The organism is Pseudomonas sp. PME37.24/006, assembly GCF_055556635.1.
This window is the reverse complement of record NZ_JBVHNL010000298.1, coordinates 1-235: the sequence shown is the minus strand read 5'-3', so window position 1 is coordinate 235 and position 235 is coordinate 1. Positions and strand designations below refer to the sequence as shown.

Below are 235 nucleotides of genomic sequence, written 5' to 3'. Positions count from 1 at the left end.
GCGCGCGCGTAGACCGCGACCATCGCGGCGGTGCGCGAGGACTGCCGGAAGCGCTCCCCTATCGTCGGATCCACCGCGACCGGGGAGCCGGCGGCGATGTCGGCGGACGCGCGCCGCAGCGTCTCCGCGAGCGCCGCGACCGTGGCATCCGCGACGCTCCAGACTCCGGTGCCCAGTTCCGCGGCGATGTCGGGGTCGCTGACCACCGCGGGAGTCCCGAGCGACGCCGCTTCGA

General features: G+C 75.7%; 1 protein-coding gene. It reads right to left on the bottom strand.

What is annotated here, in order from left to right; all coding sequences use genetic code 11:
• On the bottom strand, nucleotides 1-235 hold a 235-nt coding region (locus ACZ3GY_RS24810), incomplete at both ends, for a glycosyltransferase family protein (RefSeq protein ID WP_465912488.1).